Origin of the sequence: Streptomyces nigrescens (assembly GCF_027626975.1) — a bacterium.
GTDB lineage: Bacteria > Actinomycetota > Actinomycetes > Streptomycetales > Streptomycetaceae > Streptomyces > Streptomyces nigrescens.
In genome coordinates this window covers 1262063-1285079 of the sequence record NZ_CP114203.1, presented here as the reverse complement: position 1 = coordinate 1285079, position 23017 = coordinate 1262063, and the positions used below count along the sequence as shown (strand labels likewise).

The window sequence follows — 23017 nt, the reverse complement described above, 5'->3', positions numbered from 1 at the left end:
CTCACTCCTCCGCCGACACCCCCGCCAGCGCGCCCGCCGGATCGTCCGTGGCCGGGCCCGCGGGCACCCACCGCCCGCCCTCCCTGCGATACGGCCACCAGCGGCCGTCCCGCCCGTAGCGCAACTGGGCCGCGCCGCCCACCACCGTCCAGCGGTTACGGGTGACCCGCAGCCGCGGCCGGGTCTCCTCGTCCTCCCACGCGGCCGCCAGCCGGCCGGTGGCCCGTGCCAGCGCCTCCGGCTCCGGTGTCCACTCCTCCTCCAGGACCGCGAGCCCCGCCGCGCCACCCAGCTCCCAGGCCCGTACGGCCGACGCCAGACCCCGCGCATCCCGCCCCGAACCGGCCGCCAGCCGCGCCGATATGGCCGCCCCCGGACCGGCCGCCGCCAGCCGCACCGCATCCTGGTCGGGCGCCGGAACGGGCGGCGGCGGACTGTCCGGATGCCCGGTGGACAGCGCTTCCGCCAGCAGCCGCTGGGCGCGCGCCGCCGCGTCCCCGATCAGGAACTCCAGCGCGGCCACCTCTACCCCGGGCGCGGGCGGGGTGCCGCCACCGAGCACCGGCGGAGCACCCGGCGCGGCGACCGGGGGCGGCGCCGCGGGCAGCGGCGGCAGAATGTCCCGCGCCGCATACGCCTCGGCCGCCGGCACTCCCGCACCGGACGGCTCCGCCGCGGCCCCGCCCGCCGGCAGCTCCGCCCGCGACGCACTGCGCGCCTGCACCTCGTCCAGCAGCTCCCGCTCACCCCGGCCGCGCATCAGCAGCAGGACGAACGGGTCCTGGTCCAGCAGCCGCGCCAACTGGTAGCACAGCGCGGTCGAATGCGCGCAGTGGTCCCAGGCACCACAACTGCACTCCGGCTCCAGGTCCCCGATGCCCGGCAGGAGTTCGATCCCGGCCGCGGCGGCGTCCTCGACGAGGACCGGCGGCATGTCACGGTCCAGCAGCGCCGCGATGTGCCCTGCCCGGTCCGCGACCATGTCCAGGAAGCGGTCCCAGTCCGCCGCGCTCAACTGCTGCAGCAGGACATCGGACCGGTGCCGCGTATGGTCGGGGTCCTGGACGACCGCGGTGATCCGGCCGGGGCGCACCGACACCGCGCCGACCGCACCGGCCCGCGCATGCCGCCGGCCCAGCTTCACCTGCGCGCCGTCCAGCGCGGTGTCCTCCAGCGCCTTGAGCCACGCCTGCCCCCACCAGCTCTGGGCAAAGGCCCTCCCACGGGCCGCGGGCAATGCCTCGAACGTCCGCTCAGCGGCAGCGGAAGCCCCCTCGTCCAGGTACATCGGTCCCTCATCTCCAGGCGTGTTCATCGCTCGTTCCCCCGCAGTGCGACCAGATCCGCCAGCTCGGCGTCGGTGAGTTCGGTCAGCGCGGCCTCGCCGGACCCCAGCACCGCATCGGCCAACTGCTGCTTACGGGCGAGCATGTCGGCGATCCGGTCCTCGATCGTGCCCTCCGTGATGATCCGGTGGACCTGCACCGGCTGGGTCTGCCCGATGCGGTAGGCGCGGTCGGTGGCCTGCGCCTCGACGGCCGGATTCCACCAGCGGTCGAAGTGCACGACATGCGCCGCCCGGGTGAGGTTCAGACCGGTACCCGCCGCCTTCAACGACAGCAGGAACACCGGCGCCGCCCCGTCCTGGAAGCGCCGCACCATCTCCTCACGGCGGGCCACCGGCGTACCGCCGTGCAGGAACTGCGTGGGCACCCCGCGCGCCGCCAGATGCCCCTCCAACAGCCGCGCCATCTGCACATACTGCGTGAACACCAGCACGCTCGCGCCCTCGGCGAGGATGCTGTCCAGCAACTCGTCCAGCAGCTCGACCTTTCCCGAACGCCCCGCGATCCGTACCGCTCCCGCCGCGCGGCCGTCCTCCGCCGGGCCGCTCTCCTTCAAGTACTGCGCGGGGTGGTTGCAGATCTGCTTGAGCGAGGTGAGCAGCTTGACCACCAGCCCGCGGCGGGCGAACCCGTCCGTCCCGGCGATCTCGGCGAGCCCCTCGCGCACCACGGCCTCGTACAGCCCGGTCTGTTCCTTGGTCAGAGCCACCGCACGATCGGTCTCCGTCTTGGGCGGCAGCTCCGGCGCGATCCCCGGATCGGACTTACGGCGGCGCAACAGGAACGGCCGCACCAGCCGGGCCAGCCGCTCGGCCGCCGCGCCCGCCTCCGGGGACGCCGCCGCACCGCCCTCGATGGCCTGCGCATAGTGCGTACGGAACCGGCCCAGCGGCCCCAGCAGCCCCGGTGTCGTCCAGTCCAGGATCGCCCACAGCTCCGACAGATTGTTCTCCACCGGGGTACCGGTCAGCGCCACCCGGGCCTTGGCGGGCAGGGTCCGCAGCGCCCTGGCGGTCGCGGAGAACGGATTCTTGATGTGCTGGGCCTCATCGGCGACGACCAGCCCCCAGCCCACCTCCGCCAGCTTCCCGGCATCGACCCGCATCGTCCCGTACGTGGTGAGCACGAACTCGCCGTCCGCCAGCTCCGCCAGACTGCGCCGCCCGGCGTGGAAGCGGCGTACCGGTGTGCCCGGCGCGAACTTCTCGATCTCCCGCTGCCAGTTGCCCATGAGGGAGGTGGGACAGACGACAAGGGTGGGGCCGGCCGACGCGGGAGCGGTCTGCCGGTGCAGATGCAGGGAGATGAGCGTGATCGTCTTCCCCAGCCCCATGTCGTCGGCGAGACAGGCACCCAGCCCCAGCGAGGTCATCCGGTGCAGCCAGCCGAGCCCGCGCAGCTGGTAGTCGCGCAGTGTCGCGGTGAGCGCCGCCGGCTGCCGGACCGGCGTGGTGTCGCCGCCCTCCGGGTCGGCCAGCCGGTCGCGCAGCCGGGCCAGCCAGCCGGAGGCCGCCACCTCCACCCGGCCGCCGTCCCCGTCCTCGACGCTGCCGGTGAGCGCGGCGCCGAGCGCATCGAGCGGCGTGACCTTACGTTCCTGCCGGTCCCGGGCGGCCCGCACCGCCGCCGGATCGATCAGCACCCACTGACCGTGCAGCCGCACCAGCGGCCGCCCCGCCTCGGCCAGCCGGTCCAGCTCCGCCCTGTCGACCTCCTGGTCCCCGACCGCGAACCGCCAGCTGAACGAGAGCAGGGCATCCGCCGACAACAGCGAGGGCAGCCCCGTGCCCCGCCCCTCGGAAACGTCACCGCCGCCCGCCTCCGGCGGCCCCACCACGGCCCGCGCGCTCAGCGTGCGCGTCAGCTCCTTCGGCCAGTGCACCTGCACCCCGGCGGCGGCCAGCGCACCCGCGGCCGGCCCGAGCAGCTCGGCGATCTCCTCGTCGGCAAGATCCAGCGCATCGGGCACCGCCGCGGACAACAACGGGGTGAGCGGCGCCCAGGCATCCGCCGCCCGCCGCAACGTCAGCAGCGTGTCCATCCGCGCCCGCGCCCCGAACGCCTGCCCGGCCGTCGAAGTCCCCGCCCACACCTCCGCGGCATCCGCGACCAGCGTCGGATCGGTGAGACTGTGCAACTGGAGAACGGCCTTGAACGTGATGGGGGACCGAGCACCGGCCGCATCGCCGCGCAGCGGGCTTCCCGCCGCATCCACCTCGCCGCGCTGCTCCCCGAAGGCCATCGGCTCCTCCGCCTCCGCGCCATGCACCTCCACCCGCAGGGAGATCCGTACACCCGCGTCGTGCCCCGCGGCGACATCAGCGGCCCAGGCGCGCTGTTCGGGGATGTGCTGCGGGGCGGTCACCGCGAAGGCCGGCGCTCCGGTGGCCAGCACGGCGCCGGGGGAGCGCGGCAGCCCGTCCGCCACCGCGTCGAGGAAGGCCCGCACATGCCGCTCGGGATCCGGCAGCTGCAACGGGTCGGTGTCCGGGAGCGGGGCAGCGTGGGCGTACGGCGGCATCGCGGCGGCGAGATCGCGCAGCCGCGCCAGGTCCTCCGGGTCGAGCGGCCCCAGCCGCCAGGCGTCGTATCCGGCCGGGCTGACCCCGGGCAGTATCCGGCCACGGGCCGCGAGCTGCAGCGCCAGTACGGAGGCGGCCCCCCAGAAGGCTGCGGCCGGATGGGCGTCCCGGCCGGCCCGCGCACGGGTTAGGACCGGCACCGCGTCGGCCACCGTCAGCACCAGGGCCGGAACCTCGCACAAGGAGACCCCGCCGTCGTCATCCGGCAGGGCCACGCCCAGCGACGCGTCCCCCACGGGTTCACCATCAGGCCGCCAGAAGGCGATCCGCCCGGCCCGTGGCGGATCCGACGGCAGGAAAACCGCTGCGCACTGCGCGAGTGCGGAGAGCTGAGCGGGGGTGACCGCGGGGAGGGATGTCACTGGGTCCCGAACTCCTCAAGTTTGACTACTGGTGACTGGAGCGCCCGAGAGTACATGACAATGCACCCTTGGAAGGAACCTGCGGCGCGAATACGGCGTTCAATGGAGTACACAGAGCGCGGCATGCGCCGCGGAAGGGGCGTGAAGGATGTCCACACAGGCGAAGGTCGCGGTCGGCGGGGTCGCGGTGGGAGTGATCCTGCTGTGGCTGCTGCCCTTCTGGGCGGCCCTCTTGGTCATGGTCGGAATCCCGGCCGTCGCGTATCTGACACTCGACTCCTCCCAACGCCGCCGCCTACGCCGCGTCAGCCGCAAACAGCTCGGCCGCTGAACGTACGCGGGTTGCCGTGGGCTGGGGCCGTTTCGCCTACGGGGTGTGGGTGGGGGGTCGGAGGGGACGCCCGGTAAGCCGTCCTCGGCGCGGGCGACGCGGGTCCCGGAGGTTGGGAGCCCCGTTGTTCGCTCCGGGTCCTGCGGGCGGCTCACCGGACATCCCCTCCGACCGCCGTACGTGCGCGACTGACCCGCCGTACCGATCACCGTCACGACCATGCGCGGCACCCCTTGGCAGGGACCTGGCCGGACCGCCCGCAGATTGGGCGCGGCCGAGGTGGGTCTTGACGGACGGTGTCACCGGCCGGCAGTCGGCAACGCTGGACGGTTGGAGGGGATGTACCGGTGCCCGCCCGCAGGACTGGAGCGAACGCCGGGGTACTCAATCCCATGGACCCGCGTCGCCCGCGCCGAGGACGGGTACCGGTGCGTCCCCTCCGACCCCCGCGGCAACCACACAACCCGCAAAACCCCAGCCCCCACCAACCCGCAGAAGTCAGGCGACGGACCGGCCGCGCCACGAAGGGGCGCGGGGAACGGCGCGCCCAGCCACAACACCCCCGCAGACGAACAACGCAACCGCAAAGCCCCCACCCCAACCCGTCGAGCCCGCGACTCAGACCGGCCGCGTCGACAGCTCGTCGAGTGACGTCAGCAGGCCGGGCAGTTCGGGCCCGCGCCCCACCGGATGGACCTCGCCCGGCTCCTCGTCCAGCAGCACGAACGCGATGTCATCGGTACGGGCAACCATGCTCCATCCAGGCCCGTCAACCCGCAGCGTCCGCGCCTCACCGGCCGCGAACGACGACCGCACCCGCCCGGGCGGCGGCGGATCGTTCACATAGCCGCGCGCCTCCTCCAGCACCCGCCGCACCCCCGTGTGCGCCTGATCACCCGGCTCGGCAAAGCTGACGTCGCCCTCCACCTGCTCCCGCCACGCCGCCCATTGCATGGCGATCTCGTCCGCGCCGAGCCGCCGTTGCGCCGGCCCCCACTCCTCGGCGTCCGGAGGGGTGAGCGGTGCCGGGTCGCCTTCCTGCGGCTCAGGGTCGTGCGGCTGCGGCACACCCGGTGCCGCTACGGCGAGCGCGAGCGGCCAGCCGGGAAGGGCCCCGACGATGCTGTTCTCGCCGGGGGAGAGGTCGTACTCCATGCCGCAGTCCCAGGCCGCGATCGCGCAGGCGACCAGCGACACGTCCTCCGTCACCACGGTCCAGCGCGCCCCGTCGCCGTCCTGACCGAGGACCAGCCCGTAGCCCTCCGCGTACGGTTCGAGGCCCAGCCCCGCGCACACCTCGGGGTAGTCGTCGCCGAGCACGCTCGGGAACTGCGCGGGCGTCAGCAGCACCGCCGTCAGCACGAACAACTGGTCGTTGTCGGCGCTCTCGGTCGTGGGCACGCGGGCCTCCCCATCCGGTCCATTGCGGAGTACGTCGGCGCACCCTAATTCGCTTGGTACGGGCTTGTCACCAGCCGTACGCTGCGCGGATGTGTTTTTACAGCCGCCGTGTGCACTTTGTGTGCCTGGCCTGCCGGGCCGCGTGGAAGAAGACGCCGGTCTCGCGGGGGCCCGGCCACTGCCCGCAGTGCCGAGGTGAGCTGATCGACGCGGGCGCGGATTTGGCGGTGCCCAAGAGGCGCGACGTGGCCGGCTGGCGTGCGCTGGAGGCCGTGCTGCGCGCCGGGCTGACCTTCCACGGCGGATGCTGCGGTACGGGGCCGGGCTACCGTCCGCGCACACCACGTGAGGTCCAGGAGCGGCTGGCGTTCGCCGGCCGCACCGGCATGCCGGTCATGGCGGCGCTGGCCGTGGTGGATCCCACGCTCACCGACCGCTACGGTGCCGACGCGCGGACCCCGGGGCGCGGCACCTGCGACGGTCGGCCGCCGGCCGATGTGCCGAGGCGCTCACGGGAAACCTCCCGGCGCGACTGATTCCGGCCACCGCGCGACGTGATCTGACACCCCGCAGCACCCTTCAACTGCCGCCCACGTCCGTAAAATTGGCGCTTCGCGAACGAAGGGACGGTTGTCAGGTGCGGCGCTACGACTGGTTGAGGGAGATCCGGCGGCTCGACCCGGAGCGCGACTTCCTGCGGATCTACCGCATCATCGCGACCCATGAATTCCCCTGGGACGTCACCCGAGCCCTGGAGCTGGCGCTCTACCGCACCTATGCCGTGCCGAGCATCGGCCGGCTTCTCGCCGAGACGGCGGAGCTGACGGACCGTACCCAAAAGCGCTATGACGACACCGCGCTCCTCCTGGACGCCGTCGTCGAGCACGGCTTCGACAGCGACGACGGCCGGACGGCGATCCGCCGCATCAACCAGATGCACCGCAGCTACGACATCAGCAACGAGGACATGCGCTATGTCCTGTGCACCTTCGTGGTGGTGCCCAAACGGTGGCTCGACGAGTACGGCTGGCGGCGGCTGACCGCCCACGAGCAGCATGCCGTCGCCACCTACTACCGCACCCTCGGCCGCCATATGGGCATCACCGAACTCCCGCAGACCTACGAGGACTTCGAGCAGTGTCTCGATGCCTACGAGGAGGCGCACTTCGGCTGGGACGAGGGCGCGCGAAGGGTCTCGGACGCGACCTTGGACCTGATGGCGGGGTGGTACGGCCCGCTCGCCCCGGTGGTGCGCGGTGCCAGCATGGCCCTTCTGGACGACTCCCTGCTGGACGCCTTCCGGTACGAGCGGCCCAAGCCGGCGGTCCAGAAGGCGGTCCGCACCGCCCTGAAGCTGCGCGCCAAGGCCGTACGGCTGCTGCCGCCCCGCCGCACCCCGCACTACGCCCGCCAGAACCCCGAGATCAAGGGCTATCCGAACGGCTTCCGGGTGGCCGAGCTCGGCACCTTCCCCGCCTCCCGCCGCACCGGCAGCTGCCCGGTTCCGCACGGGGAGGGCCCGGCGGCGTCCTGAGACACCGGTGCCGTCCGCGTGACGTCATCCCCGGCGGACCGCCAGCGCCAGGTAGCGGGCGTCCTCGTCCTCGTACCGGACGAGGTCCCAGCCGCAGTCGGTGAGGAGGGGCCGCAGATTCGGCTCCGCCCGCAGATCGTCGGGCGTGATGGGGCGGCCCTTGCGCGCGGCGAGGGCGGCCCTCCCGATGGGGTGGAAGAGAGCCAGCCGGCCACCGGGGCGTACGGCCCTGGCGAGTTCGGTGAGGCCGCCCGCCGAGTCCGGCAGATGCGAGAGGAGACCCGCGGCGAAGACGGCGTCCAGCGCGGCGTCGGGCAGCGGCAGCCGGGTCACGTCCGCGAGCAGCAGCGCCGCGTCACGGTCGCGCCCGGCCCGGACGGCGGCCTGCAGCATCTCGGGCGTGAGATCGGCGCCCAGCACCGTTCCGCGCGGTCCCACGGCCGTCCGCAGCGCGGGCAGCGCGCGTCCCGTACCGCAGCCGGCGTCCAGGACCCGCTCGCCTTCCTGGAGGCCCAGTTCGGCGACGCCTGCCGCATAGGCGGGGCCGTCGTCGGGGAACTTCGCGTCCCAGGTGGCGGCGCGTGACGCGAAGAACGCACGGACCTCATGCGGACGGTCGGCGTGGTGGTCGGTCATCGGGCTCCTCCGGGAGTGCGACGGTCGGAGAGGGAGGCGGTACAGGCGCTCAGGCGCCCGTGAAGCCGGGCACCGAGGGCGGTGACCGGTGCCGTTCGGCCTCGCCACGGTCCAACTATCACGAATTCGGAGGTACATGGGCTTCTTGATCGGAAGACGTGACGGCTTTGGCATTTTCGAGAAAATCCCTGTCAGCGGGCGGTACGTTCCTCGCCATGGATTTCGGGCGGTCCTCTGCCGCCGAAGGCTCCCCCCCCGTCGAGCCATGGATCCGCATACCCCTTGACGCGCAGGACCCTGCATCCTGGAGGAGACGGCCGATGAACGCCGCACAAGGGGCCCCGGAGGGCGCAGCCCCGGGCCTCGACGCCGAGTTGACCCTGAAGATCTTAGTCGCGGGCGGCTTCGGCGTGGGCAAGACAACCCTGGTGGGCTCGGTCAGCGAGATCCACCCGCTGCGTACGGAGGAGCGGCTCAGCGAGGCGGGTGAGACGGTCGACGACACCGGGGGAGTGGACCGCAAGGGCACCACCACGGTGGCGATGGACTTCGGCCGCATCACCATCCGGCAAGGTCTGTCCCTCTACCTCTTCGGCACCCCGGGTCAGGACCGCTTCTGGTTCCTGTGGGACGACCTGTCGGAGGGCGCGCTGGGCGCCGTCGTCCTGGCCGACACCCGGCGCCTGCAGGACTGCTTCCCGGCGGTCGACTACTTCGAGCGCCGCGCGATCCCGTTCCTGGTCGCCGTCAACTGCTTTGCGGAGTCCCGGTCCTACGGCGCCGACGAGGTGGCCCGCGCGCTGGACCTGGACCGCGGCACCCCCGTCGTGCTCTGTGACGCGAGGGACCGCGACTCCGGCAAGGAAGTACTGGTGCGGCTCGTCGAGCACGCGGGGCGGCGGCACTCCGCCAGGGTGCTGGATTCGGTGGGATGACCGGCGGCGTGTGGCGCGGCGCCGGACGGCCCGCGCCACGTGTCCCTCAGCCCGCCACGTCCGCCAGGGCGATGACCTTGTCGATCCTGACCCGTACCACCAGCTCGCCCGGAACACCGTTGCGGGCGCCGTACTCCTCCGCCCGCTCCTCGCCCATGTAGCGGGCCGCGATCCGGGTCGCCCAGTGACGGACGTCCGCCAGCTCGTTGCTGATCTCCGCGGACCCGTGTACCACCACGAAGGAAAACGGTGGCCGGTCGTCGTCGATGCACAGTGCCACTCTGCCGTCGCGGGCGAGGTTGCGGCCCTTGACCGTCTCCTGCCCGGTGTTGAACACCAGCTCGTCACCGTCCATGAGGAACCACACCGGGGCGACGTGCGGGCCGCCGTCATCCCGTACCGTCGCCAGCTTGCCGGTACGGGTGCCCTCGGAAAGGAACCTCTGCCACTCGTCCTTCGTCATCTTGTGTGCCATGCCGACATCCTCGGCCATGCGGTACGAACCGGCGCCGCGTGGCACGCCGGACCGTGGGGCCGCTTGCCGAGACGGCGGAGGTGGGACAGGCTGGCAGGGCAGCCTTTGAACGGACCACGGGCTGCGGTCCGGCCAAGAGTGCGGGCTCAGACACGGGGAGGAAGCAGCAATGGCATTGAGCAGCGGACTCGACTGGCTGCTGGACGACCTGACCAAGCGGGTGGAGAAGGTACGGCACGCACTGGTGCTGTCCAACGACGGCCTGGTGACCGGGGCGAGCGAGAAGCTCCAGCGGGACGACGCCGAGCATCTCGCGGCGGTCGCCTCGGGACTGCACAGCCTCGCGAAGGGGTCGGCGCTCCACTTCGGCATCGGGCGGGTGCGCCAGACCATGGTCGAGTTCGACGACGGGGTGTTGTTCGTGACGGCGGCGGGGGACGGCAGCTGCCTGTGCGTGCTGGCCGGCGCCGACGCCGACCTGGGCCAGGTCGCCTACGAAATGACGCTGCTGGTCAACCGTGTCGGCGAGCATCTGGGCGTCGCGGTCCGCCAGCCGGAAAGTTATCCACAGGTCTGAGGCGGGGGTTGACCCACTGTCATCGCCTGCGGCTACAGTCGTCACTGTCAGTGATCGACCGAGTTGCGGGGGAAACGACATGACAGTGATGTGCGACGGGCAGCAGACGCTCACCATGGGGCGAGCGGCCCGTGAACTGGAGCTGAGGACCGGCGAGTTGGAGCTCGCCACCCAGCTCGGAAAGGTGCGGACGGTCCTGACCGGGACCGGTGGCCGGCCGGGAGCCGGCGGATCGCTCGGCCGACGCCGGGTCCCGGCGGAGGAGATCGCCCGCCTGCAGGCCGAGCCGTGCTTCCCCGAAGCGCTCCGCGAACGGATCCGCACGGTCAGCACCAACGAGGCGGCCGAGCTGATGGGCATCGGCCCCGGACGGGTCGTGCGCCTGACCCGGGCCGGCTGCTTCGGCCCCGTCAGGTTCTATGTGAACCGCTACGGCGCGGTGGTCTGGCTCTATCTCGCGGCCGAGGTCACCGACTTCGCCGACCGCGAACCCGACCTGATGCGGGGCAACACCCCCGCGGCGATGCGGGTGATGCTCGACAGCGGACAGGACTGGCGGGCCCGCCAGTGGCGCAGCCGACGGGTCGCCCAGCTCATGGGACAGACCGACGACCCCTGGGAAGCGGCAGCGGTGATCGCCGCCGTGCTGCCCCCGGAGGAACTGGCATCGGTGGCCGAGGACCCGCGGGAGCGGTCCCTGCTGCGCCGGCTCCGGCCCGTTCTGGCCTCCGTGATCACGGTGACCCCGGCCGCCCGGGAATCCTTCGAACGCGTGCTGACAGCGGACGAGTTCGACGAGGTGATGTGGTACCGCGTCAACCTCTCCCGCGAGCTCGAAACGGCCCGCAGGGAAGACCCGGGCCGGCTGCGGACACCCGCGGCCGCGAGCTCCGCCGCCCGCCCCGGTCAGCCGCCGAGCTTCCTGAACAGCCCCTCTTGGACGACCGAGACCAGCAGCCTGCCCTCCCGGTCGTAGATCCGCCCGCGGGCCAGCCCCCGGCCGCCGGTGGCGATCGGCGACTCCTGGTCGTAGAGGAACCACTCGTCCGCGCGGAACGGACGGTGGAACCACATCGCGTGGTCGAGCGAGGCCATGTCGAACCCGCGCGGCCCCCAGAGCGGTTCGATGGGGATGCGGACGGCGTCCAGCAGCGTCATATCGCTGGCGTAGGTCAGCGCGCAGGTGTGGACGAGCGGATCGTCGCCCAGCGGCCCGACCGCGCGCATCCACACCGCGCTGCGCGGCTCCGCGCCCTCGATCTCGTCCGGCGTCCAGCGCAGCCGGTCGACATACCGGATCTCGAACGGCATCCTGCGCGCCATCCGCTCCAGGCCCTCGGGCAGATCGCGCAGGCGCTCGCGGACCTCGTCCGCAACCGTCGGCAGGTCCTCCGGGTCGGGCACCGCCCGACGCATCGGCAACTGATGATCGAAGCCGGGCTCCGGCTTGTGGAAGGAGGCGGTCAGATTGAAGATCGTGCGTCCCTGCTGGACGGCGACGACCCGGCGCGTGGTGAAGGACCGCCCGTCGCGGACCCGCTCGACCTGGTACACGATCGGCACCCCCGGCCGGCCGGGCCGCAGAAAGTACGCATGGAGCGAGTGGACCGGGCGGTCCCCTTCCGTGGTCCGCCCGGCCGCCACCAGCGCCTGGCCCGCGACCTGCCCGCCGAAGACCCGCTGCAGCGATTCCTGGGGACTGCGGCCCCGGAAGATGTTCACCTCGATCTGCTCGAGATCCAGCAGATCGACCAGCTTCTCGGCAGGATTGGTCATGACCGGTGGCCCTCCGTCATATCCCTCGGCGGCTTCGGCCGAAGCCACCGCCTCACAACTGACCCACGTCCGTGACCCGCACGACCGCGCGTCCCTCCTCGTCGGAGGCGGCCAGATCCACCTCCGCGGAGATGCCCCAGTCGTGATCACCGTTCGGGTCGGCGAAAGTCTGCCGTACCTTCCACAGTCCGTGCTCGGCATCCTCCTGAATCTGCAGCAGCTTCGGGCCGCGCGCATCCGGACCGGTGCCCAGCTCGTCGTATTCGTCCCAGTAGGCGTCCATCGCCTCGCCCCAGGCGTCCACGTCCCAGCCGGAATCGGCATCCATCTCGCCGAGCTCCTCGACCTTGTCCAGCGCCGCCAGCTCCACCCGCCGGAACATCGCATTGCGCACCAGCACACGGAACGCCCGCGCGTTGGACGTGACCGGCCGGACCTGATCCGCCCGCTCCGCGGCCTGCTCCGCCGTCTCCACCTCCGGATTGGCGAGCTGTTCCCACTCGTCCAGCAGACTGGAGTCGACCTGCCGCACCATCTCGCCCAGCCAGGCGATGATGTCCTGGAAGTCCTCGGACTTCAGATCGTCCGGCACGGTATGGTCCAGCGCCTTGAACGCACTCGCCAGGTAGCGCAGCACGATCCCCTCGGTGCGCGCCAGCTCGTAGAAGGACGTGAACTCCGTGAAGGTCATGGCGCGTTCGTACATATCGCGGATGACCGACTTCGGCGACAGCGGATGGTCGCCGACCCACGGGTGGCTCTTGCGGTAGAGGCCGTAGGCGTGGAAGAGCAGCTCTTCCAGCGGCTTGGGGTACTCGACGTCCATGAGCCGTTCCATGCGCTCTTCGTACTCGACGCCGTCGGCCTTCATCTGGGCGACCGCCTCGCCCCGGGCCTTGTTCTGCTGCGCGGCCAGGATCTGCCGGGGATCGTCCAGCGTGGACTCCACCACCGAGACCATGTCCAGCGCGTACGACGGCGACTCGGGGTCGAGCAGGTCGAACGCGGCCAGGGCGAACGTCGACAGCGGCTGGTTGAGAGCGAAGTCCTGCTGGAGGTCCACGGTCAGCCGGACGATCCTGCCCTCCGCGTCCGGCTCCGCCAGCCGCTCCACGATCCCGCCGTCCACCAGCGAGCGGTAGATCGCGATGGCCCGCCGGATGTGCCTGATCTGGTTCTTGCGCGGCTCATGGTTGTCCTCGAGGAGCTTGCGCATCGCCACGAAGGCATTGCCCGGCCGGGCGATCACGGACAGCAGCATCGCGTGCGTCACCCGGAAACGGGAGTTCAGCGGCTCGGGATCGGAGGCGATCAGCTTCTCGAAGGTGTTCTCACCCCAGTTGACGAAGCCTTCCGGCGCCTTCTTGCGCACCACCTTCCGGCGCTTCTTGGGGTCGTCTCCCGCCTTCGCCAGCGCCTTCTCGTTCTCCACGACGTGCTCGGGTGCCTGCGCGACCACAAAGCCCGCGGTGTCGAAGCCCGCCCGGCCGGCGCGGCCGGCGATCTGATGGAACTCCCGCGCCCGCAGCGTCCGCACCCGCGAGCCGTCGTACTTGGTCAGCGCGGTGAACAACACCGTACGGATAGGGACATTGACACCCACGCCGAGCGTGTCCGTACCGCAGATGACCTTCAGCAGACCCGCCTGCGCCAGCTTCTCGACGAGCCTGCGGTACTTCGGCAGCATGCCGGCGTGATGCACGCCGATGCCATGGCGGACATACCGCGACAGGTTGCGGCCGAACTTCGTGGTGAACCGGAAGTTGCCGATGAGCTGAGCGATCTCGTCCTTCTCGGCACGTGTGCACATATTGATGCTCATCAGGGCCTGCGCCCGCTCCACGGCGGCGGCCTGGGTGAAGTGCACGATGTAGACGGGAGACTGGCGGGTCTCCAGCAACTCGGTGAGCGTCTCCGTGAGCGCCGTCGTGCGGTACTCGTACGACAGCGGCACCGGCCGCGTGGCCGAGCGCACGACCGACGTCGGCTTCCCCGTCCGCCGGGTCAGGTCCCCCTCGAAGCGCGACATGTCGCCGAGCGTCGCCGACATCAGAATGAACTGCGCCTGCGGCAGTTCGAGCAGCGGAATCTGCCAGGCCCAACCACGGTCCGGCTCGGCATAGAAGTGGAACTCGTCCATCACGACCTGGCCGATGTCGGCATCCTTGCCGTCCCGCAGCGCTATCGAGGCGAGCACCTCGGCGGTGCAGCAGATGACCGGTGCGTCGGCGTTGACCGATGCGTCACCGGTGAGCATGCCAACGTTCTCGGTGCCGAACATCTTGCACAGATCGAAGAACTTCTCCGAGACCAGTGCCTTGATGGGCGCGGTGTAGAAGGTGACCTGATCATTGGCGAGAGCGGTGAAGTGCGCGCCGGCCGCCACCAGGCTCTTACCGGAGCCGGTGGGGGTGGACAGGATGACGTTCGCTCCGGAGACCACCTCGATCAGCGCCTCCTCCTGGGCAGGGTAGAGCGAGATGCCCTGCTGCTCGGCCCAGCCCGAAAAGGCTTCGAAGAGGGCATCGGGGTCGGCGTCGTTCGGCAGATGATCGATGAGGGTCACGCCCCCCATACTGCCTGTCTTCGGCCCAGATCAGGGAACCGGCGGCCCAGAGGAAGACCAGCCGAAGATCGACACCCCCACAAACCACTCGCCCTGCGGCCCGACCCTCCCCGCAAAGCCCCCAGCCGCAGCCCTGCCCGCCACCGCGATATCCGGCCTGACCTGCAAAAACGTAGACCGCCGGCCCGATAGCCGGCCGCCCCTCACCGGGGCGGGCGAACCCGCGCCGCCGACGGAAGGACGGCGGTGACGCCCCCTTGTGGCTCCCGGTGGCCCCGACAGCCCCGGTATCCAGGGAGGCTTCCGCGCAAGGTCTTTACAACCCGTACACGACTGCGGACGCACTGTCGTCATCGCTGATCCCGCTTCGTGCGGCGGTGCGCTCGGCGCGTGGCGGAGATCACCCGAGGCGCGGTGGCTGCTGAGCTGTGGGGGAGGCGCCCTTCGGGATCCGGGGGCGGCGGGGTTGGAGCGCCGCGGGTGGGGGCGTCACGCGATCGAGGCGCTGTCTGATCGGGGCGCTGTCTGATCGGGGTGCCGTCTGGTCGGGGCGACGCGGATCCGGGGCGACGCCTGATCGGAAGATCGGGCTGAGGTGGGGGTGGTGGCGGAGGTGGTGGGGGGAGGGGAGGGGAGGGGAGGGGGGAGGGGGAGGCCCCCGGAGCACGGACCTCACCTCACCCCACCCCACCCAGGCCCACCCCACCCCACCCCACCTCACCCCGGCCCCGTCGCCAGTCCGCCTCAGTCGCCCCCATCCCAGTCCGCTTTCCCCACGCCCACCCCCATCCCCACCCATCCCCGCTGGTTCCCTTCGCCCCCGGGTCTTGCTCGCCCTTCTCGCCTCTGTTCGCTCCGCAACTCCGCCCCATCCCCGCCTGCCCCCTCGGCTCATCCTCCTCGTCTCCTTCGTCAGCCGACCCTTCTCCCTCCTCCACCCCAACCCACCCCCGGTCTCGCTCGCCTCCTTTGCTCCCGGCCTTGTTCGCGCCCTGGCGGCTCCCACCCCGTCCGGAAACTGACGTCACGTCGGGAGCGTGTGATCGGCGAACAGTGCTCGCGAGCACCACACTCCCCCGCCTTGCTGGAGTGGACTGTCCCCGTCGGGCGGGACAGGAGTTGGTTCACCCCCTCCTCGTGCGGAGATCATCTGGCGCTACGCTGAGTCGCCGACCGGGCGTCAGTGGCGCGGCTCAGCAGTGCGAGAGCCACGTACCGCGCAGGTGGACACGTGCAAGAGAACAAGGGGTGGGAAGAACCATGATGGGACCGGCGCACTCGCTGTCCGGGGCCGCGGCCTGGCTGGGGGTCGGCGCTGCGGCGGCTGCCGCCGGACATCCGATGCCTTGGCCGGTGCTCGTCTGTGGGGCTCTGATCTGTGCCGGAGCGGCGCTTGCCCCGGACCTCGACCACAAGTCCGCGACCATCTCACGGGCTTTCGGCCCGCTGTCGCGGATGTTGTGCGAGGTTGTCGACGCCATCTCGCACGCCGTCTACAAGGCGACCAAGATGCGCGGGGACTCGAACCGCAACGGAGGGCACCGCACGCTCACCCACACTTGGGTGTGGGCCGTGCTGGTCGGTGGCGGGATGTCGCTGCTGGCGATGCAGGGCGGCCGTTGGGCGGTCCTCGGCATCCTCTTCGTCCACATGGTGCTCGCCATCGAGGGGTTGCTGTGGCGGGCGGCACGGGTGTCCAGCGATGTGCTGGTGTGGCTGCTGGGTGCGGCCTCGGCCTGGATCCTGGCCGGCATTCTCGACCAGCCGGGCAATGGTGCGAGCTGGCTGTTCACCGAGCCGGGGCAGCAGTACCTCTGGCTGGGCCTGCCGGTCGTCCTCGGCGCGCTGGTCCACGACATCGGCGATGCCCTGACCGTCTCGGGCTGCCCCGTCCTGTGGCCCATCCCGATAGGCCGTAAGCGCTGGTACCCCGTCGGCCCGCCCAAGGGCATGCGCTTCAAGGCCGGCAGCTGGGTGGAGCTGAAGGTGCTGATGCCGCTGTTCATGGTGCTGGGTGGCCTCGGCGGGCTGGGCGCGCTCGGCTACATCTGACATCTCGCGCGCGGCTACGTCGGGCATCTGGTGTGCACCTGATGCCCGATGTCGCCGCGCCTCCCCCTGACGTGCGCCGCGCAGCAGCAGAGCGCCGATGCGGTGGTGTCGGCCCGGATGCCCGGATGCCCGGATGCCCAGACCCCCGGATGCCCGGACGCAGTGAGGTGGACCTGAGCCGGCAGCTGTGTCCGGGAGAGGTGCTCAGTGTCGGCCTGGTCGTGGGAACGCCACCGTGGAGGGTGCCGGGTGAACTGTGGGAGCTGATCGATCCCTTGCTGCCGCGCAAGGAGCGCCGGTTCCGTACCCGGGACGCAGGACGCAAGGCGCAGAGCGCAAGCTGCTGGCCGACCAGCAGGTGGTGCTGTACGGGATTCCATACGTGCTCGACAAGGACATTCCGTGGGGACACAACATCCGCCCGGGGAACCGGGGTTGGGCTCGGGCCTGCCCTGCCCTGCTGGAGACGGGGCCGGCTGACCGCCGGAGTCGGTAGCTGCCCAAGTCGCCCCACACCAGCACCCTGACGCCCACGCCTGCGAGGGGTGCGGAAGGATGTCCAGGCTCCTGCAACCCACGATGACGAGGGAACCGACCACCGTGACTCACCAGCCTCCGCAGATGCCGCAACCTGGGTATGGCGCCCCGCAGCCGCCGTACCCCGGCGCACCGGTGCCGCCGCACAACGGCTCGATGCCGTCGACCGGACTGCCGGGCTACGAGGGGGGCGCGTCCTTCGCTCCGCAGCCTCCGCCTCCGCCTCCTCAGAAGGGCCGCACGGGAATGATCCTGACCGTCGTCCTGGTGGCCGTCGTGCTGCTCGCCGGGGGCGGCTTTCTGGCGTGGTCGATGCTCGGTGGTGGGGACGACACGGAGGCGCGGCAGGGGCAAGGGCAGAGCCAGGGACAGAGTCAGGGCCAGGGGCAGAGTCAGGGGCAGGGGGAGAACGCCCCCGAGGGGGCGAAGTTGGCAATCCCCGAGGTGGTGAAGTCGACGCCGGCTGAACTTCGCTATGACGCGAAGGCCACCGCGCAGATGTACCCGCCGGCAAAGCGGGACCCCTCGTCGTACCCGGAGTTGAAGGGCCTGGCCCAGGTCGACTCGGTCTACCACCCGGAGAACAACCCCTCGGTCATGCTGGGTGTCCACACCGGCGGGGGAACGGTGTCCAACGCCGCGCAGCGGGTGCAGGAAGCCTTCGCCCCCAACGAGATGGCCGTCGCGCCCAAGGACTTCGATCTCCAGGACCCCGACGCGAAGGGAGCCGTCCTGCGCTGCGGGATCTCCAAGGGCGGCGGCGCCTATATCCCCCTGTGTGTCTGGGCCGACAGCACCTCGGTCGGTGATGTGATCGGGGTGGGCGACGCCTCCTCGTCCTCCCTCAAGAAGGTCGACCTGAAGACCCTCGCTCAGCAGACGAGCGACCTGCGCAAGGCCATGCGCAGCGGCTCCGCCGGCTGACCCGCCCCGCCGGCTGACCCGCCCGCACCCGAAGCGGCAGCGCAGACTTCATGACGTCTGCGCCGCCGTCCGGTGCCGGCATCACCGGGGTCGACCTGGGCCTCGCCCGGCCACAGCCCTCAGCCCATTCCGTCACCGTGCCCAGCCCTCACCCCATTCCGTCACCACGCCCAGTCCGCTCCCCACTGCCCCCCCGCATCAGCCATGCCACGACCGCCAGAGTGCCGCGTATGCGCCGTCGGCGGCGACCAGTTCGTCGTGGCTGCCCAGTTCGGTGATGCGGCCGTTTTCGACGACGGCGATCACGTCGGCGTCATGTGCGGTGTGGAGTCGGTGTGCGATGGCCACGACCGTGCGGCCGTTCAGCACTCTGCCCAGTGAGCGTTCCAGGTGGCGGGCCGCACGGGGGTCGAGCAGGGAGGTGGCCTCGTCCAGCACCAGGGTGTGCGGATCGGCCAGCACCAGCCGGGCCAGCGCGATCTGTTGTGCCTGGGCGGGAGTCAGGGTGTGTCCGCCCGAGCCGACCTCGGTGTCCAGTCCCTTGTGCAAGGCCCGCGCCCAGTCGGCGGCGTCCACCGCACCGAGCGCGGCCCACAGTTCGGCGTCGGCCGCTGCGGTGCGTGCCAGCAGGAGGTTGTCGCGGAGCGAGCCGACGAAGACGTGGTGTTCCTGGTTGACCAGCGCCACGTGCTCGCGGATCCGCTCGGCCGGCATCGCGGAGAGCTCGGCGCCGCCCAGGGTGACCCTCCCGACGCGGGGCCCGTAGATACCGGCCAGCAGCCGGCCCAGCGTCGATTTGCCGGCGCCGGACGGCCCGACCAGCGCCAGCCGGGTCCCCGGCCGGACCCGCAGCGAGACCTCGCGCAGCACATCGACGCCCGCGCGGTAGCCGAAGCTCACCCCGTCGGCGTGGACGTCCCGGCCGTCCGGGCGCCGGTCCGTGTCGGTGGCCTCCGGTGCGACCTCCCGGACGCCGACGAGTCGCGCGATGGACACCTGGGCCACCTGCAGCTCGTCGTACCAGCGCAGGATCATGCCGAGCGGCTCGATCATCATCTGTGCCAGCAGCGCCCCCGTCGTCAGCTGACCGGGACTCATCCAGCCCTGCAGGACGAACGCGCCGCCGAGCAGCAACACCGAGCCCAGCAGCAGGACATGGGTCATTTCGACCACGGGGAAGAGCACCGAGCGGAGGAAGAGCGTAAAGCGTTCCCATTGGGTCCATTCCCGGATGCGGCGCTCCGACAGCGCGATCCGGCGGGCGCCCAGCCGGTGGGCCTCGACCGTACGCCCCGCGTCGACGGACTCGGTGAGTACGGCGGACACCGCGGCGTAACCGGCGGCCTCCGAACGGTAGGCGCTCGGCGCCCGCTTGAAGTACCAGCGGCAGCCGACGACCAGCAGTGGCAGCGCGATCACCACGCACAGGGCAAGCGGCGGCGCGGTGACCGTCAGCCCGCCGATCAGCAGCGCCACCCACACCACGCCGATGGTCAGTTGCGGTACGGCCTCGCGCATCGCGCTGGAGAGCCGGTCGATGTCCGTCGTGATCCGCGACAGCAGATCGCCGGTGCCGGCCCGCTCCAGTACGCCCGGCGGCAGCGCCACGGACCGTACGAGGAAGTCCTCCCGCAGATCCGCCAGCATCCGCTCGCCGAGCATCGCCCCGCGCAGCCGGACCATGCGCACGAAGAGCGTCTGGGCGGCCAGTGCGACGGCGAACACCGCGACGGTGCGCTCCAGTTGGAGGTAGCGGTCGCCCGCGGACAGCTGCTCGACGACGCCGCCGAGCAGGTACGGGCCGGCCATGGAGGCGACCACCGCGGCGGTGTTCGCGGCGATCAGTACCGTGAACGCCCTGCGGTGCCGGCGGATCAGGCCGCCGACGTAGCTGCGGACGGTTGCCGGTGAGCCGACGGGGAGTGTCGTGAGGGTCTGCGGGGCGTCCGGATCGTGGTCCGGCGGCGCCAGGCCGATCATGCGGTCTCCTCGGTCTGGCCGGTCGACAGCGCCGGCTCGGGGTCCGTTTCGCGGGTGACGACCGCGCGGTAGGCGGGGTGGCTGTGCAGCAGTTCGCGGTGGGTGGCCGCGGCGACGACCTTGCCCTCCTGGAGGAACACCACCTGCTCGGCCCGGTCCAGGAGGAGCGGGCTGGAGGTGAGGACGACCGTCGTCCGCCCGGTCCTGACCGTCCGCAGACCGTCGGCGATCCGGGCCTCGGTGTGTGCGTCGACGGCGCTGGTGGGCTCGTCGAGCACCAGCACCTCCGGGTCGGTGACCAGCGATCTGGCCAGCGCCAGCCGCTGTCGCTGCCCGCCGGACAACGACCGCCCGCGCTCGGTGATGTAGGTGCGCATCGGGTCTCCCGAGTCTTCGGCCGAGGCCTGCGCCAGCGCGGTCAGCACATCGCCGCACTGGGCCGCGGCCAGCGCGTCCGTCGCGTCCACCCGCCCGGAGCCCGGTACGTCGAGCAGCTCGCCGAGCGTGCCGGAGAGCAGCATCGGGTCCTTGTCCTGGACGAGGACGGCGCGGCGGGCGGTGTCCCGCGGCAGGTCGTCGAGCGGTGTGCCGCCGAGGACCACGGACAGGTCGACGCCGTCGCCGCCGTCTTCGTCTGCCTGTGCCGGGTGGCCGCCGAGGCGTTCGGCGAGCCGGCCCGCGGCGTCGGGGTCGCCGCAGACCACCGCGGTCAGCCGGCCGGCCGGGGCGGTCAGACCGCTGACCGGGTCGTGCAGCGCGCCGGCGGGTGTCGTCCCCTGGTCCCCGGTCCGTCCGCCGGCCGGCCGGTGCTGTGCCAGGACGTGGGCCGTGCGCTTCGCCGAGGGCTTGGCGAAGGAGTAGGCCTGGGCGATCTCTTCGAAGCGCCGGAGCGGGGAGAGCAGGAAGGCGACCGCGCTGTAGATGGTGACGAGATCGCCGACGGCGATGGTGCCGTCGAGGGCGAGCCGGGCGCCGTACCAGACCACCGCGATGAGCAGCAGGCCCGGCAGCAGTACTTGGACGGCCGAGATCAGTGACCACATCCGGGCGCTGCGGACGGCGGCCTTGCGCACCTCCTGCGAGGCGTTGCGGTAGCGCCCGAGGAAGAGCTCCTCGCCGCCGATGCCGCGCAGGACGCGCAGCCCGGCGACGGTGTCGGAGGCCAGCTCGGTGGCCTGGCCGGCCTTCTCGCGCTGGGCGTCGGCGCGCCGGGTGGCGGGCGGCAGCAGCGGCAGGACGGCCAGCGCCAGTACGGGTACGCCGAGGGCCACCAGGATGCCCAGTTCCGGCTGGTAGACGGCCAGGGCGATGGAGACTCCGACCGTGATCAGCGCCGCGGCCCCGAACCGGGAGAGGGCCTCGACGAACCAGCCGATCTTCTCCAGGTCGCCGGTGCTGACGGTGACGATCTCGCCGGCCGCCACCCGACGGGTCATGGCCGAGCCCAGTTCCGTGGTTTTGCGGGCGAGCAGCTGCTGCATCCGGGCGACGGCGGTGATCCAGTTGGTGACGGCCGCGCGGTGGAGCATGGTGTCGCCGAGCGCGATCAGTACGCCCAGGGCCAGGATCAGGCCGCCGGCCAGGAGGAGCCGGCCGCCGTCGCGGTCGACCACGGCCTGCACGGCTAGCCCCACCGGCAGGGGGGAGGCGGCGATGGCGCCGACGTTCACCAGCCCCCAGGCGAGGGCCTTGAGCTGGCCGCCGAGCTGCTGTCTGTAGAGCCACCGGAGGAAGGCGCCGCCTGTACGGACGTCCGGGACGCCCGGGTCGGGGTGCGGAAGGTCACGAAGGTGCATGCTGTTCCAGCCGGAGTCGTGGTGAGGGGGCGGCAGGAGGCCGTCCCGGCAGGCGAAATGCCCCTCTCGCGCGCTTCGTCGTCCGCGGAGGTCTTGGAAGATTGGCCCGTGGACTGGGCGGATTTCAAACGGTTTTTCCGCTGTGACCACGTGATTCGGACAATCGTGCGGCGGTCGGCAGGTGGCGGGGCGGGCGCTGAACGGCCGTCAGGGCCGGGGTGGGACCATGGGGGGCATGCGGACAGCGGGCAGTGCGAGGCGGACGGCGGCGGTGGCCGTGGCGGGGCTGGTTCTTCTGGCGGGCTGCGGCGGCGGTGCGGGCGACGGCCGGGACGGCGGCGGCAAGGATGACGGTGCGGCGAAGGGGGAGCGCCCCGGCGGCCCGGCCCGCGGCGGGTCGTCCACCACCCACCTCCGGCACATTCCCGAGGTCGGCCCGGCCCTGCGGTCACGGATTCCGGCCGCTTCCCGGCAGGTCGTAGCGGTCTACGGCGCGGGCGTGAACTCCGCCGACGCCACCGTCGTCCTCTATGACAAGGGCGCCAAAGGCTGGGACCGCAAGGGGAGTTGGGACGCGCACAACGGCCGGCGCGGCTGGACGGTGAATCATCACGAAGGGGACAAGCGCAGCCCCGTCGGGGTGTTCACGCTGACGGATGCGGGCGGTGTGCTCCCGGACCCCGGCGCCAAGCTGCCCTATACGCACTCCTCGGCGTTCACCCCGCCCTCGTACTGGGCCAAGAGCACCCGTCACGACTTCGACCATGTCGTCGCGATCAACTACAACCGCGTCAAGGGGACCTCCCCGCTGGACCCGACCCGGCCGCAGGGGCAGTCCAAGGGCGGCGGGGTCTGGCTGCATCTGGACCACGGGAGCGGCACGTCCGCCTGCGTCAGCGTCTCGAAGTCCGGGATGCGGGCCTTGCTGCGCGCTCTCGATCCGGCGCGGCACCCCGTCGTCGTCATGGGGGACAAGGCACACCTCGCGGCCTGAGGGGCTCAGGCAGGGAGCATCGGGGCGTAACGGGGCGTAACGGGGCTGTCCGGCGCTGGCGCGGCCGCGAGGGGACGAAAGTGGCGAGTGCGGTTATAGCTACCCAAAACCCTCCGGGGTGCATGCTCCGCCTTGGACCAAGCTCCAAGATTTCCAGGGAAGTTACCTCGGCCTCTTTCGTGGTGAACACCAAGTGGCAATAGTGACGGATCG

At 71.5% G+C, this 23017-nt stretch carries 18 protein-coding genes; 9 read left to right on the top strand and 9 right to left on the bottom strand.

The genetic code is table 11. The annotated features are described in order from the left end of the window. Position 1 precedes the first annotated feature (1 nt). Both STRNI_RS05930 and STRNI_RS05925 read right to left on the bottom strand, forming a co-directional pair. Positions 2–1315: an SWIM zinc finger family protein gene (locus tag STRNI_RS05930; RefSeq protein ID WP_277410699.1), complete on the bottom strand. Its 1314-nt coding sequence runs from the start codon at positions 1313–1315 to the stop codon at positions 2–4. Beyond that, on the bottom strand, positions 1312–4290 hold the full coding sequence (locus STRNI_RS05925) for a DEAD/DEAH box helicase (RefSeq protein ID WP_277410698.1): 2979 nt from the start codon (positions 4288–4290) through the stop codon (positions 1312–1314). The genes STRNI_RS05930 and STRNI_RS05925 overlap by 4 nt, the downstream gene beginning before the upstream one ends. A gap of 148 nt (positions 4291–4438) precedes the next feature. On the opposite strand from STRNI_RS05925, the gene STRNI_RS05920 reads away from it, so the two are divergent. Next, complete coding sequence (locus STRNI_RS05920) at positions 4439–4621, top strand: hypothetical protein (RefSeq protein ID WP_042161392.1); 183 nt, start codon at positions 4439–4441, stop codon at positions 4619–4621. A gap of 618 nt (positions 4622–5239) precedes the next feature. Here the strand turns inward: STRNI_RS05920 and STRNI_RS05915 are convergent. Further along, positions 5240–6022, bottom strand: coding sequence for a hypothetical protein (locus tag STRNI_RS05915; RefSeq protein WP_018088555.1), 783 nt, complete (start codon positions 6020–6022; stop codon positions 5240–5242). Between the two features lie 89 nt (positions 6023–6111). Between STRNI_RS05915 and STRNI_RS05910 the strand changes: the two genes are divergently transcribed. After that, positions 6112–6558 carry a hypothetical protein gene (locus tag STRNI_RS05910; RefSeq protein WP_167540490.1) on the top strand — a complete coding sequence of 149 codons (447 nt, stop codon included), beginning with the start codon at positions 6112–6114 and terminating at the stop codon, positions 6556–6558. A 101-nt stretch (positions 6559–6659) separates the two neighbouring features. Next, positions 6660–7556, top strand: a complete 897-nt coding sequence (locus STRNI_RS05905) for an oxygenase MpaB family protein (RefSeq protein WP_018088557.1) — start codon at positions 6660–6662, stop codon at positions 7554–7556. Positions 7557–7580: 24 nt separating this feature from the next. On the opposite strand, the gene STRNI_RS05900 is transcribed toward STRNI_RS05905, so the two are convergent. Next, entirely contained in the window at positions 7581–8192 is a 612-nt protein-coding gene (locus STRNI_RS05900) for a class I SAM-dependent methyltransferase (protein ID WP_159484785.1), read from the bottom strand. Positions 8193–8512: 320 nt separating this feature from the next. On the opposite strand from STRNI_RS05900, the gene STRNI_RS05895 reads away from it, so the two are divergent. Then, positions 8513–9127, top strand: a complete 615-nt coding sequence (locus STRNI_RS05895; RefSeq protein ID WP_018088559.1) for a GTP-binding protein — start codon at positions 8513–8515, stop codon at positions 9125–9127. 46 nt (positions 9128–9173) lie between these two features. Here STRNI_RS05895 and STRNI_RS05890 read toward each other — a convergent pair whose 3' ends face one another. Further along, positions 9174–9602, bottom strand: a complete 429-nt coding sequence (locus tag STRNI_RS05890; protein WP_026169442.1) for a PPOX class F420-dependent oxidoreductase — start codon at positions 9600–9602, stop codon at positions 9174–9176. Positions 9603–9771: 169 nt separating this feature from the next. Between STRNI_RS05890 and STRNI_RS05885 the strand changes: the two genes are divergently transcribed. Together STRNI_RS05885 and STRNI_RS05880 are read left to right on the top strand one after the other, a co-directional pair. Next, entirely contained in the window at positions 9772–10179 is a 408-nt protein-coding gene (locus STRNI_RS05885) for a roadblock/LC7 domain-containing protein (protein ID WP_093646789.1), read from the top strand. A 79-nt stretch (positions 10180–10258) separates the two neighbouring features. After that, on the top strand, positions 10259–11155 hold the full coding sequence (locus tag STRNI_RS05880; RefSeq protein WP_229837892.1) for a DUF6397 family protein: 897 nt from the start codon (positions 10259–10261) through the stop codon (positions 11153–11155). On the opposite strand, the gene STRNI_RS05875 is transcribed toward STRNI_RS05880, so the two are convergent. Both STRNI_RS05875 and STRNI_RS05870 read right to left on the bottom strand, forming a co-directional pair. Then, positions 11086–11955, bottom strand: coding sequence for an acyl-CoA thioesterase (locus STRNI_RS05875; RefSeq protein WP_018088563.1), 870 nt, complete (start codon positions 11953–11955; stop codon positions 11086–11088). The two genes, STRNI_RS05880 and STRNI_RS05875, sit on opposite strands and share 70 nt — an antisense overlap. A gap of 52 nt (positions 11956–12007) precedes the next feature. After that, entirely contained in the window at positions 12008–14521 is a 2514-nt protein-coding gene (locus STRNI_RS05870; protein ID WP_159484783.1) for a DEAD/DEAH box helicase, read from the bottom strand. Between the two features lie 1260 nt (positions 14522–15781). Here STRNI_RS05870 and STRNI_RS05865 point away from each other — a divergent pair. Together STRNI_RS05865 and STRNI_RS05860 are read left to right on the top strand one after the other, a co-directional pair. Beyond that, on the top strand, positions 15782–16573 hold the full coding sequence (locus tag STRNI_RS05865; protein ID WP_093646792.1) for a metal-dependent hydrolase: 792 nt from the start codon (positions 15782–15784) through the stop codon (positions 16571–16573). A gap of 621 nt (positions 16574–17194) precedes the next feature. Continuing rightward, a complete protein-coding gene (locus STRNI_RS05860) occupies positions 17195–18034 on the top strand; it encodes a hypothetical protein (RefSeq protein ID WP_266444876.1) in 840 nt (279 codons plus the stop codon). Positions 18035–18232: 198 nt separating this feature from the next. Here the strand turns inward: STRNI_RS05860 and STRNI_RS05855 are convergent, their stop codons facing one another. Together STRNI_RS05855 and STRNI_RS05850 are read right to left on the bottom strand one after the other, a co-directional pair. Next, positions 18233–20014 carry an ABC transporter ATP-binding protein gene (locus tag STRNI_RS05855; RefSeq protein WP_277410697.1) on the bottom strand — a complete coding sequence of 594 codons (1782 nt, stop codon included), beginning with the start codon at positions 20012–20014 and terminating at the stop codon, positions 18233–18235. Continuing rightward, entirely contained in the window at positions 20011–21810 is a 1800-nt protein-coding gene (locus tag STRNI_RS05850) for an ABC transporter transmembrane domain-containing protein (RefSeq protein WP_277410696.1), read from the bottom strand. The genes STRNI_RS05855 and STRNI_RS05850 overlap by 4 nt, the downstream gene beginning before the upstream one ends. Before the next feature lie 226 nt (positions 21811–22036). On the opposite strand from STRNI_RS05850, the gene STRNI_RS05845 reads away from it, so the two are divergent. Then, complete coding sequence (locus STRNI_RS05845; RefSeq protein WP_381845505.1) at positions 22037–22804, top strand: hypothetical protein; 768 nt, start codon at positions 22037–22039, stop codon at positions 22802–22804. Positions 22805–23017 lie beyond the last annotated feature (213 nt).

Bases quoted from the DNA above. Each gene is read 5' to 3' on its own strand.
- STRNI_RS05930 (WP_277410699.1), bottom strand. From the start codon at position 1,315: ATGAACACGCCTGGAGATGAGGGACCGATGTACCTGGACGAGGGGGCT.
- STRNI_RS05920 (WP_042161392.1), top strand. From the start codon at position 4,439: ATGTCCACACAGGCGAAGGTCGCGGTCGGCGGGGTCGCGGTGGGAGTG.
- STRNI_RS05910 (WP_167540490.1), top strand. From the start codon at position 6,112: ATGTGTTTTTACAGCCGCCGTGTGCACTTTGTGTGCCTGGCCTGCCGG.
- STRNI_RS05900 (WP_159484785.1), bottom strand. From the start codon at position 8,192: ATGACCGACCACCACGCCGACCGTCCGCATGAGGTCCGTGCGTTCTTC.
- STRNI_RS05895 (WP_018088559.1), top strand. From the start codon at position 8,513: ATGAACGCCGCACAAGGGGCCCCGGAGGGCGCAGCCCCGGGCCTCGAC.
- STRNI_RS05890 (WP_026169442.1), bottom strand. From the start codon at position 9,602: ATGGCACACAAGATGACGAAGGACGAGTGGCAGAGGTTCCTTTCCGAG.
- STRNI_RS05885 (WP_093646789.1), top strand. From the start codon at position 9,772: ATGGCATTGAGCAGCGGACTCGACTGGCTGCTGGACGACCTGACCAAG.
- STRNI_RS05880 (WP_229837892.1), top strand. From the start codon at position 10,259: ATGACAGTGATGTGCGACGGGCAGCAGACGCTCACCATGGGGCGAGCG.
- STRNI_RS05875 (WP_018088563.1), bottom strand. From the start codon at position 11,955: ATGACCAATCCTGCCGAGAAGCTGGTCGATCTGCTGGATCTCGAGCAG.
- STRNI_RS05865 (WP_093646792.1), top strand. From the start codon at position 15,782: ATGATGGGACCGGCGCACTCGCTGTCCGGGGCCGCGGCCTGGCTGGGG.
- STRNI_RS05860 (WP_266444876.1), top strand. From the start codon at position 17,195: ATGCCGCAACCTGGGTATGGCGCCCCGCAGCCGCCGTACCCCGGCGCA.
- STRNI_RS05855 (WP_277410697.1), bottom strand. From the start codon at position 20,014: ATGATCGGCCTGGCGCCGCCGGACCACGATCCGGACGCCCCGCAGACC.
- STRNI_RS05850 (WP_277410696.1), bottom strand. From the start codon at position 21,810: ATGCACCTTCGTGACCTTCCGCACCCCGACCCGGGCGTCCCGGACGTC.
- STRNI_RS05845 (WP_381845505.1), top strand. From the start codon at position 22,037: ATGGGGGGCATGCGGACAGCGGGCAGTGCGAGGCGGACGGCGGCGGTG.